We start from the raw sequence: 15,554 nt of genomic DNA on the forward strand, positions 1-15,554 counted from the left end.
CGGCGGACCGGCAGCAGGACCGGGCTCTATCAGCCCAGGTCAATCCCATTGCCGGCGCGATCGAGAGGCAGGTAGCCGCCCACATGCCCCAACCGGATGGACTCCACCATCATGGTCAACGGCTGCTGGGCTTCGTCCGAGGAAGGCGACACACCGCCCCGACCGGACATGGCCGCTACGAACACCATGTCCCAGTCCTGGCCGGTCTCCTGGGATTCCTTCACCAGGGCTCCAAAACCCGATACCTCGTCAGGCGCCTTGTCGACGCAGATCACCGGGGTCAGTGCACCACCTTCCCCACGCTCGAACGCCGCCTTCTCCTCCGCACTGGCGTCATCCGGCAGTTCGGAACGGCAGAACACGAACAGTAGTCGCTGGGGCTCGTCCTGTTGTTGAACGGCCTGCATCAGGTCGGCGTAATTTGTAATCATCGGAACATCCTTCAGGGAGCAGGTAAAACTGAAAAAGAGCCGCCCCGCGGGGCGGCCAGGTCAGGGAGAAGCGGGCTCGTCACGGCGGGCCAGGACGGTCCGGCAGACCTCATCTACCGAGTCGTCGTCATAACTCTTGCCGTAGCGTTTCTTGAATCCGTAGTCATACAATCTGACGTGATCGTCCGGTTCCACGCCAATATTCTCCAGACACGCCTGGGCACAATGCAGGGGGCAGCCATCGATCACCGTGATGTGCCGCCCGGAGCGGGCAGTCTTCACCAGGGCCGGTACCCTGCCGCCCACGCCCGAGATGCAGGACATCTCGTACTCACCGGCATGATCCAGGCGGACAGCGGCGTTGTTCGCCAACTGGGCCACGTCGGAGCAGCCGGAGCAGGAGTAAATCAGTGGTCTCTGCTTGCGTGCGGTCACGGTTACCTCCTTCGAGGTTTCCAGGCAGTTGATTACTGGCTGATCTGTGTCAGTCGAATCGGATCCGAGATGAACAGTTTGCTGCGGTTCACCCGCACCAGGCCGTTGGACTTCAGGTCTGCCAGAATCCGGGAAAACGTCTCCGGCTGCATGGCCAGGCGCGATGCCACCAGGCACTTGGGCAAAGGCAGTTCCACCTCGCCCCCCTGGTTGCGTGACTCCTCCGGCAACAGGTCGATCAGGTAGCGGATCAGGCGATCACGGGCGTTCTGCACGGTCATGATCTCAAGGTCATGGAACCGGCTGACGGCCCGCATGGCATAGTGCTGCAACGCCGCCCGGGCGTAGACTGGCTTGCGATCGAGCAGGTCCTGATAGACGCTCACGGGAATCATCAGCACTTCACTGTTCTTGAGGGCCTCGGCGTAGCAGGCGTAACGGGGTGGATCCGCATAGATCATGACTTCTGCGAAGCAGTCTCCCGGGAGCAGGCTGTCCAGGGTGCGATCGATGCCCGACGCATCAAGGCGATAGAGACGCAGACGACCGGAGATCACGAAGAAGAAGTGGTGTGCCGGCATATCCTGGCGGTACAGCAACTGGTGGTGCCCCAGCCGGACCCGGCGGGAATGCTGAAGTACATGGTCCAGGTCCTGGGGCTCCAGTGATGAGAACAGGGCGTGATCCTGCAGAGATGCCAGCTCGCCATCTGCCTCGAAAGGCCGGTTGGCGGCGAGTAGAACCGGTTTCTCATAACGCTTCTCTGAAGCCTGTGCGAGTGCCATGGTCAGATCCTCATTTATTCATTCTATATGATGATTTAGATGGTAGATCTGCGGGGCCTGAATTGCTGTCCCCCTATGGGGGTATTCGGAAGGTTCTTGGTGAGTAATTGATTTACCTCAACGGGTTTGAGGCTAACTATCTTTGCGGTTCTAATTGGGAGTTAAGGCCGGGAGCGGGGACCTCCCGGCACTGGAGTTGCTCTCATTGCCAAAGTTAATGGTGGGGGAAGTAATTACTGCATCAAAGGTGAATCCGGCAACTCCAGATCAACACCTTCCACTCCGGTTTCTGCGGCGAGTACCTGGAGGTACTGCCGGAAGGCCCGGCGGGTGACGCTTTCGCTGAGGTACTGGCGAATCTGGGGTTTGACGTACTCGTAGGGCAGCTCCTCGCCGTCGATGCGCTGGTCCACCCTCACGATGTGCCAGCCGTAGCGGCTTTCGATGAGTTCCGGATTAAGGCCTTCCTGCAGATTCAGCACGGGCCGTTCGAATTCCTCCACGGTCTGCCCCTTACTGATCTGGCCGAGGCTGCCGTTCTGGTGGCGGGACTCGCAGACGGAATACTGCTTTGCCAGAGCCGCGAACTGGGCACGACCGTCCAGCAGCGAGGACAACAGCTGACGACCGACCTCCTCCTGACGGATGCGCTCCTGGACATCGTCCGGGGCGGCGGCGAGCAGGATGTGGCTGACCGCCATCAGGGTGGGGCTGCGGAAGCGGGCCGGATTGGCGGCGTAGAAGCGTTCGCAGTCTTCCTCGGAAGGATCGGGGATGTCCAGTTCCTGTTCCAGGATGCGGGCTATCCGGTCTTCCTCGTCCAGGGACTCAGGCAGCTGCATGCGCCTGGCCTGCTGCAGCAGCAGTTCACGAATGACCAGGCTGCGGGCAGCCTCGTGCCATGCCTCGGCCACTTCCTCCGCCGGGTGGTGCTGCATTTCCCGGGCGATATCGTCTTCCGGGATCAGCGTGTCGCCGACATAGACCGGCGGGAACTGGTTCCTGGGCTTTCCGGCGTCGCCGGTTGGGATCAGTTGCATGGTGATGGTCTCCAAAAGCATTTTTTTGCCACAGAATCCACGGAAGGACACGGAAAAGAAAAGCGTAAAAGCGCTTGTGGCGGCGGGTACCGCCAGGTCCGGAGATTACCCGCCACCCTATTTTTTGGTTTTTCTTCCGTGCGTTCCGTGGCTAATCCTTGTCTTTTCTTCCGCGGCTAACCAAAATCAGGCGCGCTTGCGTACCACCTGGTAGCTGCGGGTGAAGTACTCCACCGGTACGCTCAGCATGTGCACCAGCCGGGTGAACGGGAACAGCACGAAGATGGTCAGGCCCAGGAAGATATGGGTCTTGTAGATCCAGTGCACGTCCGCGATGTAGCCGGCAACACCCCCCTGAAGGGTCACGATACCTTGCGCCCAGGCGGAGAACTTGAGCATGGTGGCGCCATCCAGGTGGCCCATGGTGGGCAGGATGGTGAGCAGACCCAGGGCCAGCTGGGCCACCAGGATCAGGATGACCAGGTTGTCGGCTATGGTGCTGCTGGCCTTGACCCGGGGATCCGTCAGCCGGCGCCAGGCGAGCATGCTGCCGCCAATCAGGGCCATGATTCCGGCAATACCACCCACCACGACCGCCAGTACCTGCTTGGTGCCAGGCGTCATGAAGGGTTCATAGAGCGCATGGGGGGTCAGCAGACCCACCAGATGGCCGAAGAAGATCACCAGGATACCCACATGGAACAGCACGCTGGCCATCACCATGTTCTTCTTGCGAAGCATCTGGGTGGAGTGGGCCTTCCAGGTGAACTGGCCGTGGTCATAGCGCGCCCAGGTGCCGATTACCATGATGGCAATGGCAATGTAGGGATAGACTCCAAACAGTAACGTATTGAGATAGGACATTTTCATTTCCTCCTGCGCCCTCAGGCGCGCCCGGCCTGACGGGGCGTAGCATCCGTCATCAGCTGATCACTCAGGTGAATGGTCTGGATCTGCTCCAGCTCCCGGCGGCGTTGACCAACCACACCGCCAGTACTGCAGGAACCGCCCTGGTCATCCACGAATTTCACCATTTCCTCTTCCCAGACTTTATCCAGCGCCTCGGGCGTATCGTCGCGCTCCTCGGAAGCCACGATTCTGGCCAGCTCCTGCCGGTCGGCATTCCGGCCGGAAAGTACCAGCAGTGCATCCATCACCACGTGATAGAGGCTCTCCCGCTGGTAGAGTCGCTCACCGAGCAGGCCCAGGATGTGGTGGATATCCTCCAGCCAGCTGCGGACTTCATCCCAGGGTCGTGTGGACAGATACTCCAGAAACAGGGGCAGGTAATCCGGCAGTTCACGGGCATCGATCTCCAGCCCATTTCTGCTGTATTCCTCCATCAGGTCCACCATGGCCTGGCCGCGGTCCCGGGATTCCCCGTGAACATGTTCGAACAGCAGCAGCGAGGTTGCCCGGCCCTTGTCGAAGGTACCCACGTAGCTCTCCTGCAGATCCATCAGATCACCGCTGCAGAGCAGGTCAACGCACCGAAGCAGCTGTTCCTTGTTCTTCAGCGGCAGTCGATTGTCCTCGAGGACAATCGCCACCAGAGCATCCTTGGAGGCCTGGAGGTCTTCCGTGGGGTATTCGAGAACTCTTGCCATTACCTTTAGAAGTTGCATCTTGGCCTCCTCATTCCTGCAGCTGTTTCGGGTCAACCTGCTTCACGGTGGTCAGCTTCTGCACCATGGTGGTGGTCTGCTTGCGGCCACCGAACAGGCTGAAGTCGCTGTCACCGCCGTTGCAGCCATCACCGAAGCTGAAGCCGCATCCGCCACGCTCGGCGTAAGCGGTGATGGTGGCGTCCGGGAAGGCTTCCTTCGCCAGCTCACGATGGCTGGTGGGGATAACGAACCGGTCCTCGTAGTCGGCAATGGCCAGGTAACGGTACATCTCGTCAGCCTGGGCCTTGGTCAGTCCACACTCCTCCAGGGCCCGAAGGTCTTCCCTGCCCTCCACGGTCTCGGCGCGCTTGTACAGGCGCATGGCCATGATCCGCTTGAGGGCCCGGACAATGGGCTTCTCGTCACCGGCGGTCAGCAGGTTGGCCAGGTACTTGACCGGAATCCGCAGGCTTTCGATCTTGGGCAGCACGCCGTCAAACTCCACCTTGCCAGCCTCGGCGGCGGACTGGATCGGGCTCAGGGGCGGCACGTACCAGACCATGGGCAGGGTGCGGTATTCCGGGTGCAGCGGCAGGGCCAGTTTCCAGTCCACCGCCATCTTGTAGACCGGGCTGCGCTGGGCCGCCTCGATCACGTTCATGGGAACGCCATCCTTCTTCGCCTGCTCGATCACTTTCGGATCGTTCGGGTCCAGGAAGATCTCCAGCTGCTTCTCGTACAGTTCATGCTCGCCCGGTGTGCTGGCCACTTCCTCGATGCGGTCAGCATCGTAGAGCAGCACGCCCAGGTAGCGGATCCGTCCGACACAGGTCTCGGAGCAGACCGTGGGCATGCCGGCCTCAATGCGCGGATAGCAGAAGATGCACTTCTCGGACTTTCCGGTCTTCCAGTTGAAGTAGATCTTCTTGTAGGGGCAGCCGGAAACACACATCCGCCAGCCACGGCACTTGTCCTGGTCGATCAGGACAATGCCGTCCTCTTCCCGCTTGTAGATGGCGCCGCTTGGGCAGCTGGCCACGCAGGTGGGGTTGAGGCAGTGCTCGCACAGGCGCGGCAGGTACATCATGAAGGTGTTTTCGAACTGCCCGTAGATGTCCGCCTGCACCTGGTCGAAGTTCTTGTCCTTGCGGCGCTTGGCGAACTCTGTGCCCAGGATTTCCTCCCAGTTGGGACCCCATTCGATCTTCTGCATGCGCTGGCCGGAGATGACCGAACGCGGCCGTGCCACCGGCTGGTGCTTGCTGTCACCGGCGGTATGCAGGTGCTGGTAGTCGAAATCGAACGGCTCGTAGTAGTCGTCGATCTGCGGCAGATCCGGGTTGGCGAAGATGTTCGCCAGAATCCGGAAGCGGCCGCCGATTCGTGGACGGATCTTGCCGGAGCTGTCCCGCATCCAGCCGCCCTTCCACTTGTCCTGGTTTTCCCATTCCTTCGGGTAGCCGATACCGGGCTTGGTCTCGACGTTATTGAACCAGGCGTACTCCATGCCTTCACGGCTGGTCCAGACGTTCTTACAGGTGACTGAACAGGTGTGACAACCGATGCACTTGTCCAGGTTCAGCACCATGCCGACTTGGGAACGGATTTTCATTTTACAGCCTCCTGAACAGTGTCGTTGCCTTCACCATCGAGCCAGTCGATGTTGTGCATCTTGCGCACCACCACGAATTCGTCGCGGTTGGAGCCCACGGTGCCGTAGTAGTTAAAGCCGTAGGAATACTGGGCGTAGCCGCCAATCATATGGGTCGGCTTGGGGCACACCCGGGTGACCGAGTTATGGATACCACCCCGGGTACCGGTGATCTCGGAGCCAGGCACATTCACGATCCGCTCCTGGGCGTGGTACATCATCACCATGCCGGGCATGACCCGCTGACTCACCACCGCCCGGGCCGCGATGGCGCCGTTGGCGTTGAACAGTTCGATCCAGTCGTTATCCTCGATGCCCATTTCCTTGGCGTCGTCCTCGCTCAGCCAGACGATGGGACCGCCCCGGGAAAGCGTCAGCATCAGCAGGTTGTCGCTGTAGGTGCTGTGGATACCCCACTTCTGGTGAGGGGTGATCCAGTTCAGCGCCTTCTCCGGATTGCCGTTGCTGCGCTGATTGAGCATGCTTCCCACCGCCTTGGTGTTGATGGGCGGCCGGTAAACCAGCAGGCTCTCGCCAAAGGCGCGCATCCACTCATGGTCCTGATAGAACTGCTGGCGACCGGTCAGGGTGCGCCAGGGGATCAACTCATGGACGTTGGTGTAGCCGGCGTTGTAGGACACGTGCTCATCTTCAAGGCCGGACCAGGTGGGGCTGGAGATGATCTTCCGCGGCTGAGCCACAACGTCCCGGAAACGGATCTTTTCCTCTTCCTTATTGATGGCCAGGTGGGTGTGATCCAGGCCCGTGATGTCGGACAGCGCCTGCCAGGCTTTCACAGCTACCTGGCCGTTGGTTTCCGGCGCCAGGGAGAGGATGACCTCCGCCGCATCGATGGCACTCTCGATCTTGGGACGGCCTGCGTTGGCACCCTCGAGATGCCTGTGGTTCAGGTCTCCGAGGAACTTCACTTCCTTTTCGGTGTTCCAGTTGATGCCCTTGCCACCGTTACCCAGCTTGTCCATCAGCGGACCGAGCGAGGTAAAGCGGGCGTAGGTGTTGGGGTAATCCCGCTCAACAGTAACGAAGTTGGGCGCGGTCTTGCCCGGAATCAGCTCGCACTCGCCTTTCTTCCAGTCCTTCACGTCAAAGGGCTGACCCAGCTCGGCCGGCGCATCGTGCAGCAGTGGCAGGGTAACCACGTCCTTCTCAACACCCAGATGACCTTCCGCCGCCTTGGAGAACGCCTTGGCGATCCCCTTGTAGATTTCCCAGTCACTGCGGGCTTCCCAGGCCGGGTCAGTGGCCGCGGTCAGCGGGTGAATGAACGGGTGCATGTCGGATGTATTCAGGTCGTTCTTCTCGTACCAGGTAGCGGTCGGCAGAACGATGTCGGAATACAGGCAGGTGGTGGACATGCGGAAGTCCAGGGTCACCAGCAGGTCGAGCTTGCCTTCCGGCGCCTCGTCGTGCCATTTGACCTCTTCCGGCTTGGCGCCGCCTTCGTGTCCCAGGTCCTTGCCCTGCAGGCCGTTGGTGGTTCCCAACAGGTACTTGAGCATGTACTCATGGCCCTTGCCGGAGGAACCCAGCAGGTTGGAGCGCCAGATGAACAGGTTGCGCGGGCAGTTCTCGGGCGCTTCCGGATCCTCGCTGGCGAAGGCCAGGGTGCCATCCTTCATGGATCTGGCCACGTAATCGGCCACTTCCATGCCGGCTTTTTCGGCCTCGGCGGCGATACCCAGGGGGTTGCGGTTCAGTTGCGGTGCGGACGGCAGCCAGCCCATGCGCTCGGCGCGGACGTTGTAGTCGATGAGGCTGCCACCGAACTTGGACTTGTCCGCCAGGGGCGACAGGATTTCGTCCACGCCCAGCTTCTCGTAGCGCCACTGGCCAGAGTGGGCGTAGAAGAAGGAAGTCGAGTTCATGTGGCGCGGCGGACGCTGCCAGTCCAGGCCAAAGGCCAGGGGCTGCCAGCCGGTCTGCGGACGCAGTTTTTCCTGGCCGACATAGTGGGCCCAGCCGCCACCGCTCTGGCCGATACAGCCACACATGATCAGCATGTTGATCAGGCCACGGTAGTTCATGTCCATGTGGTACCAGTGGTTCATACCGGCACCGACGATGACCATGGAACGGCCTTTTGTCTTGTCGGCGTTGTCGGCGAACTCGCGGGCGATGCGGATCACTTTGTCGGCGGGTACGCCGGTGATCTTTTCCTGCCAGGCCGGGGTGTAGGGCTTCACTTCGTCATAGGAGGTGGCGCCATCGTCATCGCCCAGGCCACGGCTGATGCCGTAGTTGGCCACCATCAGGTCATACACAGTCACCACACGACCTTCTGAGCCATCCGCCAGCTGAACCTTGCGGCTGCCCAGCTTGTGCTTGAGGATGTCGTTGATCTCGACGTGGTTGTAGTGCTCGTGCTCGATACCACCAAAGTACGGGAAGGCAACGTCGACGACTTCGTCGTGCTTCTCCACCATGGACAACTGCAGGTTGACGTCCCTGGTGTTGGCGGTCTGCTTCAGGTTCCACTTGCCCTTCTCACCCCAGCGGTAACCGATGGAGCCGTTCGGAGCTGTCAGTTCACCAGAGGCCTCATCAATGGCGATGGTTTTCCACTCGGGGTTGTTTTCCTCGCCCAGGCCGTCCACCAGGTCGGCGGCACGCAGGAAGCGGCCCGGTGCGTAGCTGCCATCGTCGCGCTGCTCCAGCATGACCAGGTAGGGCATGTCGGTGTAGCGGCGCACGTAGTCGGTGAAGTACTCGCTGGGCTTGTCGACGTGGAATTCCTTGAGGATCACGTGCCCCATGGCCATACCCAGAGCGGCATCGGTGCCCTGCTTCGGGTTCAGCCACTCGTCGGAGAGCTTGGAGACTTCCGCGTAGTCCGGGGTAATGGCGACGGTCTTGGTGCCCTTGTAGCGCACCTCGGTGAAGAAGTGGGCATCCGGAGTCCGGGTCTGGGGCACGTTGGAGCCCCAGGCGATGATATAGCCGGAGTTGTACCAGTCGGCGGATTCCGGCACGTCGGTCTGCTCACCCCAGGTCTGCGGGGAGGCCGGCGGCAGGTCGCAGTACCAGTCGTAGAAGCTCATGCAGACGCCACCGATCAGGGACAGGTAGCGGCTGCCGGCAGCGTAGGACACCATGGACATGGCGGGGATCGGCGAGAAGCCAATGATGCGGTCCGGGCCGAACTTCCTGGCGGTGTAGACGTTGGAGGCGGCGATCAGTTCGTTGACCTCGTCCCAGCTGGAGCGCACAAAGCCGCCCATGCCGCGACGGGGCTTGTACTCGGCGGTCTTCTTGGGGTCTTCCACGATGGAGGCCCAGGCATCCACCGGGTCGTTATGCTGGGTCTTCGCGGCCCGCCAGAGTTTCATCAGATGCTTGCGCATCAGCGGGTACTTCAGACGGTTGGCACTGTACATGTACCAGGAATAGCTGGCGCCACGGGGACAGCCACGGGGCTCGTGGTTGGGCAGATCCGGGCGGGTACGGGGGTAATCGGTCTGCTGGGTTTCCCAGGTGACCAGACCGTTCTTGACGTAGATTTTCCAGCTGCAGGAGCCGGTGCAGTTCACGCCGTGGGTGGAGCGCACGACCTTATCGTGCTGCCAGCGGTGGCGATAGCTGTTTTCCCAGTCGCGGTTGACGTTATGGGTCTCTCCATGGCCGTTGGCAAACGGCTCCCGCTTTTTCCTGAAGTAGTTCAGTTTGTCGATCAAATGACTCATGGTCTCTCTCCGCTTGCCGGATCGTTGTTCCGATTTGAGACCATTGTGTGGGAGACAGGCCCTGAAATCTGCGTGGTTACCCCGTCATAACCCTTCTCTACCACCCCCGGGGTAGATGGCTATATCCCCCCGCGGAGCAGGGTCAGGCGTTCTTCACGACGGCAGGCGCTGGCGAAGAGGATCAGGCTGCAGGCGAGCAGCAGGAAGAGGATCATGAACACGGCACTGCGAACACCGAGCCACTGGTTCACCGCACTGAACAGCACGGGCAAAATAAAGGCGACGGAACAGGCGCTGACAAGCAGGATACCGGCGGCGAAGCCGGCCAGACGCCGGTTCTGGACCACCATCATCCGTTGCAGGCCCGCCATGGCACAGCCAAGGGCAACTCCGAGCAGCACCATGAAGCCTCCGGCCAGCAACAGAGGCAGCATAAACTCAATCTCTATGCGACCGTTTTTACCCTCCACGTACAGGGTCATGGGCGGGTAGGAAAGCACGAACAGCGCCACCAGGCAGACTCCCAGCGCCCAGGTCACCACCCTTGGCGATCCGTGCCGGTCCGCCAGGTATCCGCCAAGTACCTGAGCGGCGGCACCAGGGAGTACGAACCACTGCGCCATGCCGGCACCATGTCCGACCGGCAGATCGTAGTGAGAAGCCAGGTAATCCGGCAGCCACAGTGCCAGGGCGAAAAAGCTTCCGGCCACTACACCGAACCAGCCTGCAATCTGCCACAGGCGAAAACGAACAAGCGCATGCAACGCCCCAAGGACGGTTGTTTCAGGAGACGCTTCGGATGACGGATCTTCGCGATCGGTCAACAGCACCAGCAGCACGAGAATCAGCAGCAGCACAATCAGGTAGGCAAGCGGAACGACGCGCCATGCGAATGCCTCCAGGATCAATGGCACCAGGTAATAACTCAGGCCTATTCCGGTAATACCGCCCCCAAAGATCCCTAGCACCCGACCCATGTGTCGCGGCGAAGCGTGTTGGGTAACAAACTCCAGCCCGGCACTGTAATAACCCGCCGCCAGTCCGAGACCGGCGCCGGCGAACAGAAAACCGGCGAAGGTGTCGGCCTTCATAAGCAACAGCATGCTTACCGCCAGCCCGCCCAGACAGAGGATCATGATGCGCACCGAGCCGAACTTCTGGGCGGCCAGGCCCGCTGGCACCGCCAGCAAGGCTCCGGATGCCATGGGCAGGGCAAGCATCAGGCCGAACTGCACACTGGTCAGCGCCAGGGCATCCCGGATATGGACACCGGCTACCGCGAACAGTGACCAGCAGCCGGCCGCCACGATGAAGCCGGCAAGCGCCAGGGGCAACGCGATCGCCAGTGAATTCAGATTGTCTTCTTCGTCCGGGGGCACCCAATGAACCATAGTGAAGTCCTGCAAAAGGCAACTTCTAGTGTCCGTCTTTGCCCGGGAAACCGTCAAAGATTACAATGGAAGATAACCCAATGGGGTAATCCACTATCCTTAACGGGGTATACGTTCCGGCCAGGTTAGCGCAGAATAGTCCCGTTAAGCCGATCTCATCTTGGGCCCTTATGACAACCAGCAGTCCTCTTGTCAGACGAATCGCCATTGTCGTCGGCGCGATTGTGCTTACGGCTGTCGTCAGTATGGCGACGACACTGGCCGTTTCCCAAAGCATTGAAGGCAATGCCACCGCCATTAACCAGGCCGGCGCATTGCGCATGGGGGCGTTCGAGTTGCTGGCAGGCTCGGCCAGCATTGGAGGTGAGGAAGCCCGGAGTTTCGCCAGCCAGATGGAAGATTATGAGCGCCGGCTCTCCCAGACTTCTCTGATCCGTACCATCCCCAGCGCCAAGGATCACCCGCTCCACCTGCAGTACCAGACCGTGATGGAGTTCTGGTCGGACCGTCTTCGCCCGGTACTCGAAGCCCATACCGAAGGCCGGCCGGTATCGCTGGCATTGCTGGACACAACAAAAGCCTTTGTCGCCGAAGTCGATGCTCTGGTAAGCATGCTTGAGGCGAGGACCGAGGCCAGGATAGACCTGCTCCACGTTATCCAGATCATCAGCCTGGTGTTTTCCATCCTGATCGCACTGGCTCTGTTCGTCGACCTGAAGAAGCGGGTACTGCAACCGCTGCGCAAGCTGGTCGGCATTGCCACCGCGGTTGGTGAAAAGGACTTCTCCCGGAAGGCCAACCTCCAGGGCGCGGACGAACTCTCCCGTCTGGGCGCCGCCTTCGACCAGATGACCACCGAGCTGGCCCTCAGCTACCACGAACTGGAAAGCGAGGCCCGCACAAAGACGCGGGAGCTGGAAAAAAGCCACCAGGCTCTGGAACTGCTCCACAGTGCCAGCCGCACCCTGTTCGCCAGTCACGACCTTTGCAGTGGCGCCATTCCGATGCTTCAGGACCTGGAGCAGCTCCTGGGCGTCGGCCCCATCCGGCTGTACCTGCATGACAAGAACAGTAATGGGCCGGTGGAGGCCGTGACGACCTCCACTTTGGAGCGCCCTTTCTATTGCCGGGACCACCACTGCACCGCCTGCCTGGTAACGCCCGAGGTATACGACGAACTACCGGTGGAAGAAAACGACGGTCGCCGCCTGCTGCTGCCGATCCGGACACCCGGTCAACTCCTGGGCACACTGGAAGTCTGGTATCCCGCCGACAAGGGCCTTTCCGACACGGCGCGCCGGCTGCTGGAGACTCTGAGCGACCAGCTGGCCACTGCGATCTTCCTGGAAAAACAGATTACCGAGGAACAGCGCCTCACCCTGGCGGAAGAGCGGGCCGTCATCGCCCGGGAACTGCACGATTCCCTGGCCCAGTCCCTGTCCTATCTGAAAATGCAGGTGGCCCGCCTGCGCCGTCTGGAGATAACCGGCGAGCAGGAAAAGGCCCATAACGCCATCCTCGAAGAGCTCAGCACCGGCCTCAACAGCGCCTACCGTCAGCTGCGGGAGCTGCTTACCACCTTCCGCCTGAAGCTGGATACACCGGACCTGGCCACCGCGCTGCGGCAAACCGTGACAGAGTTCAGCGAACGTCTCGGCGAAGACGTACGTCTTGACTATGATTTGCCGCCCAACACATTATCCCCGAACGAAGAGATACATACTCTGCAGATCGTGAGGGAGGCGCTTGCCAATGCCGTCAAGCACTCGCAGGCTACCGAGGTGCGGGTGCAGGTTCTGTTCGAATCCCCGAAGGTACAGGTGCGGGTACTCGACAATGGTATCGGACTTCCCGGAGGCGACCAGCCATCCCAGCACTACGGGCTGATCATCATCCAGGACCGGGCCCGCACGCTCGGTGGCAAGGTCAGCGTTCAGAACCGGCCCACCGGCGGCGTGGAAGTGGCCCTGAGCTTTATCCCCAAGAGCCGCCACATGATTCTGACCCAGCAGGCCAGCGCCGGTTAGGCGCTGATCTGCTGACTATTTCAGCATAACGACGGATTGAGAGAGACCATGTCTGACGCACCCGCAAGTATCCTGCTTATTGATGACCACCCGCTGCTGCGCCAGGGCATCAAGCAACTGATTGATATGGAAGACGACATGCAGGTGGCGGGCGAAGCCAGCAATGGCCCGGATGGCATCCAGCGTGCCGTTGAGCTGGAGCCGGATCTGATCCTGTTGGACCTGAACATGCCGGAGATGAACGGCATCGAGGTTCTCAAGAAACTCCGGGAGCAGGGAGTCGCTTCCCGCATTATCATTTTCACGGTGTCCGACCACGAGGATGATGTTGTGGATGCCCTCAGAGCGGGCGCGGATGGCTACCTGCTGAAGGACATGGAACCGGAGGACATGATCGCGCAGCTGCAGCAGGCCGCCGTCGGCAAAATGGTCATCAGTGATCGGTTGACGGCGTTGCTGGCCCAGGCGCTCCGCTCCCAGAAGCCCCAGCAGTCATCCCGCCCCGACTTCGACAGCCTCACACCCCGCGAGAAGGATATTCTCCGACTGATCGCCGAGGGCCTCTCCAACAAAATGATCGGCCGCAAACTCGATATCAGTGATGGCACGGTCAAGGTGCACGTCAAGCACCTGCTGAAGAAACTGAACCTTCGCTCCCGGGTCGAAGTGGCGGTCTGGGCTGTGGAGGAAGGCCTCCACAAGGCCTGAATCCGGTAGGGCGCTTGCCGGCGAACAGTCAGGTGCCGGGAGGGAAATTGACAATCAGATCAACCATGTCGAAGGACTCCAGGGCTATCCACAGGATGAACGCCGCATAAATCATGAGAAGGCTCCAGGATTCCTTCCGGCTCAGTATCATGTGGGTGCGCATCATCAGGAAAAGAATGATCGTACCCAGCGTCAGTACTGCCATCATCGGAGCTGCAACGGAGTAGTTGATTACAACGGTGCCCGCGATCAGCACACCGATCGGAATGCAGCAAAGAAGATCGAAGATATTGCTTCCCAGCACGTTGGCGGTACTGGTTACGCTTTTGCCATTACGGGCCGCGCGGACAGACACAAAAGCGTCCGGAACCGAGGTGCCCGCGGCCACGACGGTGATGCCCCAGAGAAAGCTGGGAGTGCCGAGGATATCGCCGAAATTGACCGCCGCCCGGACCAGCCCCTCCACGCCAATCAGGATAAGCCCGAGACCCGCCGCCAGCCGGCCCCATTCCCGGGCGGGCCGGACATGGAAGACATCGGCATCGGACTGATGGTCCTTGGTGTCCTGGTACTGGACGAAGACATAGACCCCGTACAGCAGCAATGGCGCAAGGGCCATCCCACGGGTCAGTTCCCCCCGGAGCTCACCTCCGTTTGTTTCGACCGGGTTGTAGATAACCGCGAACGAAAACATCAGCAGCAACGCTGCCACTGAGATCATGTAGAACTGCGCTTCCTTGTAGACCAGGTCCCGGTTGGTGGCCAACCGATTCCTGACAGCGAGGCCGCAAAGCGCCGGAATGATCAGGATATTGAACAAGGCCGAACCGACGATGGCCGCCACCCCCAACTCGAACTCACCGTGAATCAGAGTGGACACGACCACTGTGGCGAGCTCCGGGAAACTGGAGCCGATCGCCACAACGATCGCTCCCTGAACGATGTCGGGTAACTGGTAATACCGGGATAGCCGCTCACTGGAGCGTTCCAGCAGACCACTACCTTTCCACACCACAGCGGTGCCGGCAACAGCGATCATTACCCAGAACAGAAACTGAAGAATATGCCCTCCTCAGGCAATCCCTGAACAGGGATGCCGACAAGCCGGAAAACGAAATTCGTCGGCCTGGTTCCTTACCGGCGCCACCACCGTTCTTCAACCGCCAGCAGATTCATGGATCTGCGCGAACATTGGCTTAAGTCAATCCGTTGGCAGGCCGTAACCCTTAGTATAGTTGCGAGATTCCAGTCTGGAGATGGCCATGGCCTTTGCATTGCTCCGCGCACCTCATCTTCGCCCCGCGCGCCTTCTGCCCACACCGGGCCCACTCGCCCGGCAATGCCTGGACGTCGTGCGGGACCTCGCCCCACCCCCTCGCCCGTTCCTGGAAGCCGTCGAAGCGAGCGTCCCCCTTCCCCTCAAACAGCTGGTCGCCGAGGCTCCCCTGAACCACAAGTTCCGGCAGGCCATTTCAGAAGGCGAATTCGATGACTTTGAAGGCCGTCTTATCCGGCTTGAGATCGAAGGCGGAGGGCCCGGCATCACCCTGGGCTTCTGGCAGCGCCGGCTAAGGGTGGTGAACGGTCCCGGCGAAACCACCATCCGCGGCTCCTGCGGCGCTTTCAGGGCCCTGGCTTCGAAAGAACTGGACCCGGACCAGCTGTTCTTCCAGCGGCGGCTGATGATCGAGGGTGACACCGAACTCGGGCTGGCTATCAAGAACCTACTTGACAGCCTGGCCTGACCAGGCAGGAGAAGAGACCTCAGGAATCCCATT

At 60.6% G+C, this 15,554-nt stretch carries 13 protein-coding genes; 3 read left to right on the top strand and 10 right to left on the bottom strand.

All coding sequences use genetic code 11. The features are described 5' to 3' along the window. Positions 1-29 precede the first annotated feature (29 nt). The 9 genes from BM346_RS06955 to BM346_RS06995 all read right to left on the bottom strand — a co-directional run bounded on the left by BM346_RS06955 (position 30) and on the right by BM346_RS06995 (position 11,041). Positions 30-431, bottom strand: a complete 402-nt coding sequence (locus tag BM346_RS06955; protein WP_092010110.1) for a ribonucleotide reductase subunit alpha — start codon at positions 429-431, stop codon at positions 30-32. A gap of 60 nt (positions 432-491) precedes the next feature. Beyond that, the gene (locus BM346_RS06960) at positions 492-866 is read right to left on the bottom strand and encodes a putative zinc-binding protein (protein ID WP_092010112.1); all 375 of its coding nucleotides are present in this window, start codon (positions 864-866) and stop codon (positions 492-494) included. A gap of 32 nt (positions 867-898) precedes the next feature. After that, entirely contained in the window at positions 899-1,651 is a 753-nt protein-coding gene (locus BM346_RS06965; RefSeq protein WP_092010114.1) for a Crp/Fnr family transcriptional regulator, read from the bottom strand. Positions 1,652-1,884: 233 nt separating this feature from the next. Beyond that, positions 1,885-2,691, bottom strand: coding sequence for a peptidylprolyl isomerase (locus tag BM346_RS06970; RefSeq protein ID WP_092013418.1), 807 nt, complete (start codon positions 2,689-2,691; stop codon positions 1,885-1,887). Between the two features lie 186 nt (positions 2,692-2,877). Next, positions 2,878-3,555 carry a respiratory nitrate reductase subunit gamma gene (gene narI / locus BM346_RS06975; RefSeq protein ID WP_092010116.1) on the bottom strand — a complete coding sequence of 226 codons (678 nt, stop codon included), beginning with the start codon at positions 3,553-3,555 and terminating at the stop codon, positions 2,878-2,880. A gap of 20 nt (positions 3,556-3,575) precedes the next feature. Then, complete coding sequence (gene narJ / locus BM346_RS06980) at positions 3,576-4,316, bottom strand: nitrate reductase molybdenum cofactor assembly chaperone (protein ID WP_092010118.1); 741 nt, start codon at positions 4,314-4,316, stop codon at positions 3,576-3,578. 10 nt (positions 4,317-4,326) lie between these two features. Next, positions 4,327-5,910 carry a nitrate reductase subunit beta gene (narH, locus tag BM346_RS06985; protein WP_092010120.1) on the bottom strand — a complete coding sequence of 528 codons (1,584 nt, stop codon included), beginning with the start codon at positions 5,908-5,910 and terminating at the stop codon, positions 4,327-4,329. Next, entirely contained in the window at positions 5,907-9,650 is a 3,744-nt protein-coding gene (locus tag BM346_RS06990) for a nitrate reductase subunit alpha (RefSeq protein ID WP_092010122.1), read from the bottom strand. The genes narH and BM346_RS06990 overlap by 4 nt, the downstream gene beginning before the upstream one ends. 119 nt (positions 9,651-9,769) lie before the next feature. Next, complete coding sequence (locus BM346_RS06995; RefSeq protein WP_092010124.1) at positions 9,770-11,041, bottom strand: MFS transporter; 1,272 nt, start codon at positions 11,039-11,041, stop codon at positions 9,770-9,772. 170 nt (positions 11,042-11,211) lie between these two features. Between BM346_RS06995 and BM346_RS07000 the strand changes: the two genes are divergently transcribed. Together BM346_RS07000 and narL are read left to right on the top strand one after the other, a co-directional pair. Beyond that, positions 11,212-13,068 carry a histidine kinase gene (locus tag BM346_RS07000; protein WP_092010125.1) on the top strand — a complete coding sequence of 619 codons (1,857 nt, stop codon included), beginning with the start codon at positions 11,212-11,214 and terminating at the stop codon, positions 13,066-13,068. A gap of 48 nt (positions 13,069-13,116) precedes the next feature. After that, positions 13,117-13,776: a two-component system response regulator NarL gene (narL, locus tag BM346_RS07005; protein WP_092010127.1), complete on the top strand. Its 660-nt coding sequence runs from the start codon at positions 13,117-13,119 to the stop codon at positions 13,774-13,776. A gap of 28 nt (positions 13,777-13,804) precedes the next feature. Here narL and BM346_RS07010 read toward each other — a convergent pair whose 3' ends face one another. Beyond that, a complete protein-coding gene (locus BM346_RS07010) occupies positions 13,805-14,815 on the bottom strand; it encodes a sodium:calcium antiporter (protein WP_092010129.1) in 1,011 nt (336 codons plus the stop codon). Positions 14,816-15,038: 223 nt separating this feature from the next. Here BM346_RS07010 and ubiT point away from each other — a divergent pair, with 223 nt between their 5' ends. Beyond that, entirely contained in the window at positions 15,039-15,521 is a 483-nt protein-coding gene (gene ubiT, locus BM346_RS07015) for a ubiquinone anaerobic biosynthesis accessory factor UbiT (protein ID WP_092010131.1), read from the top strand. Positions 15,522-15,554 lie beyond the last annotated feature (33 nt).

The sequence above is a fragment of the Marinobacter daqiaonensis genome, from assembly GCF_900115285.1.
GTDB lineage: Bacteria > Pseudomonadota > Gammaproteobacteria > Pseudomonadales > Oleiphilaceae > Marinobacter > Marinobacter daqiaonensis.

Excerpts from the sequence above, each read along its gene's own strand:
- BM346_RS06955 (WP_092010110.1), bottom strand. The coding sequence starts at position 431 with ATGATTACAAATTACGCCGACCTGATGCAGGCCGTTCAACAACAGGAC.
- BM346_RS06965 (WP_092010114.1), bottom strand. The coding sequence starts at position 1,651 with ATGGCACTCGCACAGGCTTCAGAGAAGCGTTATGAGAAACCGGTTCTA.
- BM346_RS06970 (WP_092013418.1), bottom strand. The coding sequence starts at position 2,691 with ATGCAACTGATCCCAACCGGCGACGCCGGAAAGCCCAGGAACCAGTTC.
- narI (WP_092010116.1), bottom strand. The coding sequence starts at position 3,555 with ATGTCCTATCTCAATACGTTACTGTTTGGAGTCTATCCCTACATTGCC.
- narJ (WP_092010118.1), bottom strand. The coding sequence starts at position 4,316 with ATGCAACTTCTAAAGGTAATGGCAAGAGTTCTCGAATACCCCACGGAA.
- narH (WP_092010120.1), bottom strand. The coding sequence starts at position 5,910 with ATGAAAATCCGTTCCCAAGTCGGCATGGTGCTGAACCTGGACAAGTGC.
- BM346_RS06990 (WP_092010122.1), bottom strand. The coding sequence starts at position 9,650 with ATGAGTCATTTGATCGACAAACTGAACTACTTCAGGAAAAAGCGGGAG.
- BM346_RS06995 (WP_092010124.1), bottom strand. The coding sequence starts at position 11,041 with ATGGTTCATTGGGTGCCCCCGGACGAAGAAGACAATCTGAATTCACTG.
- BM346_RS07000 (WP_092010125.1), top strand. The coding sequence starts at position 11,212 with ATGACAACCAGCAGTCCTCTTGTCAGACGAATCGCCATTGTCGTCGGC.
- narL (WP_092010127.1), top strand. The coding sequence starts at position 13,117 with ATGTCTGACGCACCCGCAAGTATCCTGCTTATTGATGACCACCCGCTG.
- BM346_RS07010 (WP_092010129.1), bottom strand. The coding sequence starts at position 14,815 with ATGATCGCTGTTGCCGGCACCGCTGTGGTGTGGAAAGGTAGTGGTCTG.
- ubiT (WP_092010131.1), top strand. The coding sequence starts at position 15,039 with ATGGCCTTTGCATTGCTCCGCGCACCTCATCTTCGCCCCGCGCGCCTT.